Here is an 8,874-nt window from a genome sequence, read left to right on the forward strand (position 1 = left end):
CCGGCCTACGCCGGGATGACGGTCATACGCAAACCCGCGACTTTGCCGTCGCATATTCCTCAGCCAGCCGCGCGATCAGCTCACCCGCGGGCTGCACCCGGTCGATGGCGCCGATGCCCTGGCCCGAACCCCAGATGTCGCGCCACGCCTTGGCCCCGCTCGCGCCCTGGAAGTTCATTGCTTCGGGCCCGCCCTCCGGCAGATTGTCCGGGTCGAGCCCGGCGGCGACGATCGATGAGCGCAGGTAATTGCCGTGAATGCCGGTGAACAGGTTGGAGTAGACGATGTCGGCCGCGCCGCTCGACACGATCCCCTGCTTGTAGCTGTCCTCGGCGCGGGCTTCCTCCGTCGCGACGAAGGGTGAGCCGATGTAGGCGAAATCCGCGCCCATCGCCCGCGCCGCCAGCACCGCGCTGCCGGTCGCGATCGAGCCGGACAAGGCGAGCGGCCCGTCGAACCAGCGGCGGATCTCCCCCACCAGCGCGAACGGCGACCAGCGTCCGGCATGGCCGCCGGCGCCCGCCGCGACCGCGATCAGCCCGTCCGCGCCCTTCTCGATCGCCTTGCGGGCGTAGCGGTCGTCGATGATGTCGTGGAGCGTCACACCACCCCAGCCATGCACCGCATGGTTCAACTCCTCGCGTGCGCCGAGCGAGGTGATGACGATCGGCACCTTCCACTTGGCGCAAGTCGCCATGTCCTCCTCGAAGCGGGTGTTGGAGCGGTGAACGATCTGGTTGACCGCAAAGGGCGCGGCGGGCGCGTCCGGGTGGTCGCGGTCGTGGGCTGCCAGGTCTTCGCTGATCTCGTGCAGCCATTCGTCGAGCTGGCTCTGCGGCCGGGCGTTAAGCGCGGGAAAGCTGCCGACAATCCCGGCCTTGCACTGGGCGATCACCAGCGGCGGATGGGAAATGATGAACAAGGGCGCGCCGATCACCGGCAGGCGGAGGCGGTCCAGCACGGCAGGCAAGCTCATCGGTTCACGTCCTCAACTCAGTTGCGAGGCGCTACCATCCCGGCTTCGCAATGCAAACGCCCATGCGGACAAGCCGCATTGACTCCATCCGACAGCAGGAACAAAACACGAACATCTGCCGTTCCGAGTCGAGCTGTGACCGCTTCAACACCATCTATTGCCGAGTTGCGAGAGGCACTGCGCGCCATCGAAGGCGATGGCGGGCAGCGCTGTCCGGTGCTGCCGTTCGGCGTTCCCGCGATCGACGAACGGCTGGCGGGCGAGGGGCTCAGAATCGACGCGCTGCATGAGGTTGCGGGGGAGGGTGCGGGCTGGGGCGACGACGCCGCGGCGGTGCTGTTCATGGCCGGCATCGCCGCCCGGACGGCTGGGCCGATTCTGTGGGCGGTGCGCTCGCGCGACCTGTTCGCGCCCGGGCTGTACCAGGCAGGGCTCGACCCCAAGCGCGTGATCTATGCGGAGGCGCGCGACGATGCCGAACTGCTCGCGCTGATGGAAGACGGGCTGCGCCACCGGGGGCTTGGTGCCGTGATCGGCGAGGCCAAGCGCGTGACCATGGCCTCGACCCGCCGCCTTCAGCTCGCGGCGGAAGGAGGGCGCACGGCCGCCCTGTTGCTCAAGCGTGCGACGCGCGAAGGCGGCGACCCGCTCGGCATGCCGTCGGCCGCCGTGACGCGCTGGCAAGTGTCGAGCGCACCGTCCGTGCCGGTGCCCTGGGATGGGCTGGGCCGCCCGTGCTGGCGCCTCCGCTGCGTGCGCCAGCGCGGCGGCGAACCTTTTGAACTGCAAGTGGAGGCTCCAGATGAAACGGGTCGCCTCGCTCTACCTGCCGGACTGGTCGATCGACCGGCTGCGGCGGACCGAGCGCTGCTCCGCGCCGTCGGCTGAGGCGGACGGCCGCGCCGCGTTTGACGCGCTGGGGGTCGAGGCGGCGAGCGAACGCGCGCAGCATTGCTCGGTGCCCAAGGAAGGCGGCTGGCGTCCTGGCGCGCGCTGGGCGAAGTCGGACTTGGCCGAGGCAGGAAGCGGCTTGGCCGACTCGCGCGAGGAGGTGGAGGTCGCGATCGAGGCGCTGCCCGGGCACCGCCGCCCGCCGCAGCGCGAGCTGGGCCGGGTCAGCGTCGCCGCCGACAACCCGTTCCGGGGCGGGCTGTCGCGGCCGCCCGAGGAGCGCGTCGCGCCGCCGGCACCTTTGCGCGAGCTGTCGCGCCGCAGCGAAGCGGCTGAGCACCCGTTCAAGCCGGGTGCCCGCGGCTGGGCCGGGCAGGACCTCAAGCAAGCGATCGAAAGCTTGCCGCCGCACCAGCGGCCGACCCATGCCGAGCACTCCCGCCGCAGCGAGCTGGTCGACCATCCGTTTCGGCCGATGCCGACCGACGAGGCCGGTCCAGGGCCGGGTCGAAGGGCCGGGCCGAGCCTTGCCCAGCGTCAGGCCGCGGTGCCGCCGCTGCAGTTCCCCGGCGAGGATGCCCCCGCCAAGGCCGGGCGCGGCGCGGCCCTGCGGGACGAAGCCAAACGCGACCGCTACCGCAATGAGGCTCCGCATGGCCCCCTTTCCATTCAGCGGGCTGCCGCGATGCCGCCCGTGCACGGTCCGGGCGAGGATATCGTTGCGAGGCGCGCCATGCGTGCACCCAAGCGCAGCGCCCGCGACGGTCATGGCGGAGAGGCAGGCTACATCGCTCCGCCCAGCCTGGCCCAACTTGCCGCCATGCCGTCGGTCCAGTTCCCGGGCGAAGGACCGCACCCCGACAACCACGGCAAGAGCGCGCCCACTGCGCCGACCTACGGCGAGGGTCGCTTCTTCCAGACCGGCCGGACGCTCGGCAGCGTGGTGGCACGGGTGTGCCGGGAAGATGAGGCGCTTGGCCAGGCCGTGCATGTGCCGCCCGACGAGCCGCCCCTGGTCACCACCCACAAGGTCGGTCCGCGCGTGGAGCTTGCCGCGGTCAACCCGGCCGCCCGCGCGCTTGGCCTGACGCCCGGCACCGCCCTCACCATGGCCCGCGCCCAGGTGCCCGGCCTGGAAGTCCGCACCGCCGATCCGGCCCGCGACGCCGCCGATCTCCGGGCGCTGGCCGAGCTGCTGGCCCGCCGCTGGTCGCCGACGGTAGCGATCTCGGACGCGGATGGATTGTTCATCGACCTGACCGGCGTGGCCCATCTTCACGGCGGGGAAAGGCGGTTCGCCATCTGCCTCGTCCGCCTGCTTGCCCGCCATGGGGTCACCGCCCGCGTGACGATCGCCGACACGGCCGGCGCGGCCTGGGCGCTCGCCCGCTACGGAACCGCACCCGTGCAGATCGTCGAGCCCGGCGCACATGGCAGCGCCATCCATCCGCTTCCCGTGACCGCGCTTCGCCTCCACCTAGCTTCGCTCGAGCTGCTCGCCCGACTGGGTGTGGACACGGTCGGCCAATTGCTGGAGGTCCCGCGCGCGCCCTTGGTCCGGCGCTTCGGCCCGGCCATCACCCTGCGCCTCGATCAGGCGACCGGTCGCGCCCCCGAACCGCTCGACCCGGTGGTGCCGCCAACCGCCATCACCGTGGAGCAGCGCTTCGCCGAGCCGATCGCCACCGCGGAAGCGATCGAGCACTGGCTGCGCGAACTCATGCCCAGGCTGGCCCGGGCGCTGGCCGAGGCGGGGCAGGGCGCACGGGCGGTGGAGCTGATCGCAGCCCGGGTCGACGGCGTTCCTCAGCGGCTCCGGCTCGGCTTCGCCCGGCCGACCCGCGAGCCGGGACACATGCTGCGCCTCGCGCTCCGGCGGATCGAGGAGATCGAGCCCGGCTACGGCATTGACGCGCTGACGCTCCACGTCCGCCGCGCCGAACCGCTTGGGCCCGAGGCGCTGGGCGCCGCCTTGGCCAACGAGGCGGAGCCGGACCTCGCCCCGCTGGTCGACACGCTCGCCAACCGCATCGGAGCCGAGCGGCTGTGGCGCGTGGAACCGGTCGAGAGCGACGTGCCCGAACGCTCGGTCGCTCCCGCACCTCCGCTTGACCCACCGCCAAGCAGGACAGGGGCGCTCAAGCGCGACGACGTCCGCCGCCTCGACGAGCGCGAGGCCGACCACCCCTGGCACCCGCGCTGGCCCCGCCCGGTGCGGCTGCTGCGCCGCCCTGAGCAAGTGCACCATGTCATGGCCGAGCTGCCTGACCAGCCGCCCCGGCGCTTCACCTGGCGCGGCCGGACATACCGCGTGGTGCGCGCCGACGGCCCCGAGCGGATCGCCGGCGAATGGTGGCGCCGCTCCGCGGAACGGCAAGCGATCCGCGATTACTTCCGGGTGGAGGTCGAGACCGGCCAGCGCTTCTGGCTTTACCGCCGCGGCGACGGCGTCCGTGCGGAAACGGGCGACCTCAAGTGGTTCCTTCATGCGCGTTGAGCAAGTGAAGCTCACGTCACGTCGAAGCGTCGATTACCTCAAGATCGCTTGTTTCGGCGTAAGCTTTGATCGTTCGATCCACAGTCAGGACCGGCGCACGCCAGTGCAAGGCGGTTGCCACGATCATGCGATCGGCAGGATCCTTGTGCGCCCAAGCGAGCCCAACGCTGGCAGCCGCGATGTCAGGTTCAAGGGGCGCCAGATCGTACCCAGGCCTGTTCAGCACCCGCCGCATCCAACTCAAGGTGTCGAACGGCAGTTTGACGTGCCCTCGCGATACGATCAGTGCGATTTCCCACACGCAGATAGCCGGAATGAGGATTGTGTCTTCGCGTGCCTCCTTCTCCACGCGTTCTCGAGCGGCGGCACCCAGCTTCGGATTGTCTTGAACGGCCCAGATCAACGCATGGGTATCGAGCACAATCAACGCAATGCTTCCCAATCGTCCAGATCGGTAGCGGGGATCTCAGGGTCCCAATCGTCCCGGTACTTATCGCTCTTCAGAAAGCCTATGGCACTGTGCTCGACCCTTTCCGAGCCAGCTGGTGCAGGATTAAGCACGGCTACCGGCTTCCCCCGCTTGGTTACGGTGACCGCCTCGCCAGTGGCCTGCACCTGGTCGAGGATCGATAGGCATTTCGCCTTGAACTCGGCTGCGCCGATCACCTTGCCCATCACGAAGCTCCTTAAGTGACCAGTCTATATAGTCACTTTGCCGGTTTGCGTCCATGACCTACTCCGAGCTCCAGACCACCACCAACTTCTGCTTTCTCCGCGGTGCTTCCTCGCCCGAGGAGCTGTTCTCCACCGCGGCCACCATGGGCATGCCGGCGCTCGGGGTGACCGACCGCAACTCGGTCGCGGGGCTGGTGCGCTCGCTTTACGCAACCGGTGAGATCAAGCGCGATCAAGGGCTCGACATCCGCTTGGTCGCAGGCTGCCGACTGGACCTGGTTACCGGCTCATCCCTGCTGGTCTGGCCGGAAGACCTTGCCGCCTGGTCACGGCTGACGCGGCTCCTCTCGCGCGGCAATGCGCGGGCTGACACCAAGCACGGGGAGAAAGGGCAGTGCTTCTTGTACTGGCAGGATGTCGCCGATTTCGCCGAGGGGCTCGTTGCCTCCTTGGTTCCCGGCCCCGATGGCGCGAGCGAGTCCGAGCTGAACTGGATGGCCGATATCTTCGGACACGACCGGGGCCACCTTTGCCTTACTCACCACCGCAGACCTGGCGATGCATGGCGGCTTCAGAAAATCGAGGCGCAGGCCCGCCGCTTCGGCTTGACCCCACTCGCTACCGGCGACGTACTCTACCACCGGCCGGACCGGCGCGTGCTTCAGAACGTCGTTACCGCCATTCGCGAGAAGCGGACCATCGACAGCTTGGGCCTGTTGCGGGAAAGGTCCGCGGACCGGTGTCTCCATCCGCCGGAGGAGATGGCGCGACGCTTCGCCAAGCATCCTCAAGCTCTTGCGGCGGTCGAAGCCATTGTTGAACGCTGCACTTTTTCCTTGCGTGAAATCCGCTACCAGTACCCCGAAGAAATCGTCATCAGCGGCAAGTCGCCGCAGGCAGCGCTCGACTTTCTAGCCCGCCGAGCACTCGACCGGTTGTTTGCTGGCCCGCCGTTCGACGGCGTTCCCGACCAGCGCTACCTCAACCTGCTCGACCATGAGCTCCGGCTGGTCGAGCAGATGGGCTACGCGCCCTACTTCCTAACCGTAAACTCGATCGTCAGCTTCGCGCGCAGCCAGGGCATCCTCTGCCAGGGCCGCGGCTCGGCGGCCAACTCGGTCATTTGCTTCGTGCTGGGCATCACCTCGATCGACCCGATCGAGCATCAGCTGCTGTTCGAGCGCTTCATCTCTGAGAACCGAAGTGAGCCGCCCGATATCGACATCGACTTCGAGCATGAACGGCGCGAGGAGGTGATCCAGTGGATCTATCGTACCTACGGCCACCGGCATGCCGCGCTGACGGCGGTGGTCAGCCGCTTCCGGGCGCGTGGGGCGGTGCGCGAGGTTGGCAAGGCCCTGGGATTGCCCGAGGACATGACCGCCGCGCTTGCGGGGCAGGTGTGGGGCTGGTCGGAGGAGGGCGTTGCCGACAAGCATGTTGATGCGCTCAACCTCGACCGCGGCGACCCGCGGCTTGCGCTGACGCTGGAGCTGGCGCGCGAGCTGATCGGCACGCCCAGGCACTTGTCGCAGCATCCGGGCGGCTTTGTGCTCACCCGCGATCCGCTGCACAACTTGGTGCCGATCCAGCCCGCGGCGATGCCCAACCGCTGGGTGGTCGAGTGGGAGAAGGAGGATATCGAGGAGCTCGGCCTGATGAAGGTCGACATCCTCGGCCTCGGCATGCTCGGCTGCATGCGGCGCGCGTTCGACCTGCTTGCCGAGCACAAAGGTATCGAGCTGACCCTGGCCTCGAACGAGCTGCAGACCGACGATCCCCAGACCTTTGCTATGATCCAGAAGGCCGACACGCTCGGCACCTTCCAGATCGAGTCCCGCGCGCAGATGGCGATGCTGCCCCGAATGCTGCCCGAGACCTTCTACGACATCGCCATCCAGGTCGCGATCGTTCGCCCAGGGCCGATTCAGGGCGACATGGTCCATCCCTACCTCAAGCGCCGGGAGCAACGCCGTCGCAATCCCAACATCGAATTCGAGTATCCAAGCCCCAAGCTCAAGGCGGTGCTGGAGAAGACGCTGGGCGTGCCGCTGTTCCAGGAACAGGCGATGAAGGTGGCGATCGAAGGGGCTGGCTTCTCGCCGGCGCGGGCGGACGAGCTGCGCAAAGCGATGGCGACGTTCAAATACACCCAAGGCGTCGGCCAGTTCAAAGAAGAGCTGATGACCGGCATGGCCAGGAACGGCATCAATCCCGAGTTCGCCGACAAGCTGGTCAAGCAGATCGAGGGCTTCGGCTCCTACGGCTTTCCCGAAAGCCACGCCGCCAGCTTCGCCAAGATCGCCTACGCTTCGTCCTGGATGAAGTGCCATCACCCCGATGTGTTCTGCGCGGCGCTGCTGAACGCCCAGCCGATGGGCTTCTACGCCCCCGCCCAGATCGTCCGCGACGCCCGCGACCATGACGTCGAGATCCGCCCGGTGTGCGTCAACGACAGCGACTGGGACACGCGGCTGGTGGGGGAGGGCAGCCAACTCCCCCTGCGCCTTGGCATGAAGATCGTACACGGCCTGGCGGAAGTCGACGCGGCCCGCATCCTGACCGCGCGCGCGGAGCGGCCGTTCAAGTCGGTCGAGGACATGTGGCGGCGTTCGGGCGTGCCGCTCGCGACGCTGGAGAAGCTGGCCAAGGCGGACTCCTTCCAGTCGCTGGGGCTGAACCGGCGGCAGGCGCTGTGGGCGATCCGTGGGCTGGGCGAGTCCCCGCTGCCGCTGCTGGAAGCGATCGAGCGCCGCGAGGAGCCGGTGGCGCTGGTGCCGCTCACCGCCGGGCGCGAGGTGGTGGAGGATTATCGCGCGACCCAGCTTACCCTGCGCCAGCACCCGCTGTTCTTCCTGCGCGACGAACTCGCCCGCCGCCGCATCGTCCGGTGCGGCGACCTCCAGAGCATCAAGGACGGCCGCAAGGTGGAGGTCGCCGGCATTATCCTCGTCCGGCAGAAGCCGGGCAGCGCCAAGGGCGTGCTGTTCATCACGATCGAGGACGAGACGGGCGTCGCCAACATCATCCTGTGGCCCGACCGCTTCGAAGCGCAGCGCACGGTGGTGATGTCCTCGGCGATGATCAGCGTGAAGGGCACCGTGCAGCGCGAAGCGGAAGTGATCCACGTTATCGCGGACCGCATCGAGGACCATACCGATCTGCTGCGTGCAGTGGGCGACATCGACCTGCCGCGCCTGACCAGTCCCGGCGACGGCGCTACCGGAGGCGGTGCCCCCGATCGCGGCGAGCCCGGCTGGAAACCCAAGGCCACCAACCACTACCATCCCCCGTTCCGCACCGGCTGCGACCCTGAAGACGCCCTCCGCCAACCGAGCCGCGACTTCCACTAGCGATGGAGAAGGTAGTGGACGCACTAGGGCGCCAACCTAGGACCCGCTCATCTGAAACCCCACGAACAGACCACACCTAAATATTATCAACCCGCTAAGCTCCGGCTTTGTTCGAGTGGGCTGCTGAGAGCTGGGGCAAGAACGGAGATTAAATCTCCGTGGCTGCCGGACATGGAGCTAGTCACCCGAGGCGAATGGGCTGGCTGGCTATGCTCCTGCTGCTGTATGGCCCTCCCGCGTTCAGCATTTGGTGTCTGGTAAAGGCGCTCCGAGCCGACGATTGATGTCGCTTTCCACCCATTGGGACACTCGCGACCATCCCGCGTTAGGAGTTCATGCCCCGGCAGCAGAACCTCAAGGTCTACCGCACTCCGATCGGCTTCCACTACGCCTACGTGGCAGCTCCAAGTCAGAAGGCGGCACTTCCTGCCTGGGGCAGCGACTCCGACCTGTTCGCCCAGAAGATCGTGGAGCAGGTCACC

General features: G+C 68.1%; 6 protein-coding genes. 3 read left to right on the forward strand and 3 right to left on the reverse strand.

Annotated features, from left to right (window positions below; genetic code table 11):
* Nucleotides 1–22 precede the first annotated feature (22 nt).
* Nucleotides 23–976, reverse strand: a complete 954-nt coding sequence (locus QZX62_RS07705; RefSeq protein ID WP_294173409.1) for a nitronate monooxygenase family protein — start codon at nucleotides 974–976, stop codon at nucleotides 23–25.
* A 165-nt stretch (nucleotides 977–1,141) separates the two neighbouring features.
* Here QZX62_RS07705 and QZX62_RS07710 point away from each other — a divergent pair, with 165 nt between their 5' ends.
* Together QZX62_RS07710 and QZX62_RS07715 are read left to right on the forward strand one after the other, a co-directional pair.
* Entirely contained in the window at nucleotides 1,142–1,864 is a 723-nt protein-coding gene (locus tag QZX62_RS07710) for a protein ImuA (RefSeq protein ID WP_294173411.1), read from the forward strand.
* Nucleotides 1,779–4,364 carry a DUF6504 family protein gene (locus QZX62_RS07715; RefSeq protein WP_294173412.1) on the forward strand — a complete coding sequence of 862 codons (2,586 nt, stop codon included), beginning with the start codon at nucleotides 1,779–1,781 and terminating at the stop codon, nucleotides 4,362–4,364. The genes QZX62_RS07710 and QZX62_RS07715 overlap by 86 nt, the downstream gene beginning before the upstream one ends.
* Before the next feature lie 16 nt (nucleotides 4,365–4,380).
* Here QZX62_RS07715 and QZX62_RS07720 read toward each other — a convergent pair whose 3' ends face one another.
* Together QZX62_RS07720 and QZX62_RS07725 are read right to left on the reverse strand one after the other, a co-directional pair.
* Nucleotides 4,381–4,785 carry a type II toxin-antitoxin system VapC family toxin gene (locus QZX62_RS07720; RefSeq protein ID WP_294173426.1) on the reverse strand — a complete coding sequence of 135 codons (405 nt, stop codon included), beginning with the start codon at nucleotides 4,783–4,785 and terminating at the stop codon, nucleotides 4,381–4,383.
* A 2-nt stretch (nucleotides 4,786–4,787) separates the two neighbouring features.
* Entirely contained in the window at nucleotides 4,788–5,039 is a 252-nt protein-coding gene (locus QZX62_RS07725; RefSeq protein ID WP_294173415.1) for a type II toxin-antitoxin system Phd/YefM family antitoxin, read from the reverse strand.
* A gap of 53 nt (nucleotides 5,040–5,092) precedes the next feature.
* On the opposite strand from QZX62_RS07725, the gene QZX62_RS07730 reads away from it, so the two are divergent.
* A complete protein-coding gene (locus QZX62_RS07730) occupies nucleotides 5,093–8,392 on the forward strand; it encodes an error-prone DNA polymerase (RefSeq protein WP_294173417.1) in 3,300 nt (1,099 codons plus the stop codon).
* The last annotated feature ends 482 nt before the right edge of the window (nucleotides 8,393–8,874 follow it).

Source organism: uncultured Sphingomonas sp., assembly GCF_902806265.1.
In the GTDB taxonomy this organism is placed as follows: Bacteria; Pseudomonadota; Alphaproteobacteria; order Sphingomonadales; family Sphingomonadaceae; genus Sphingomicrobium.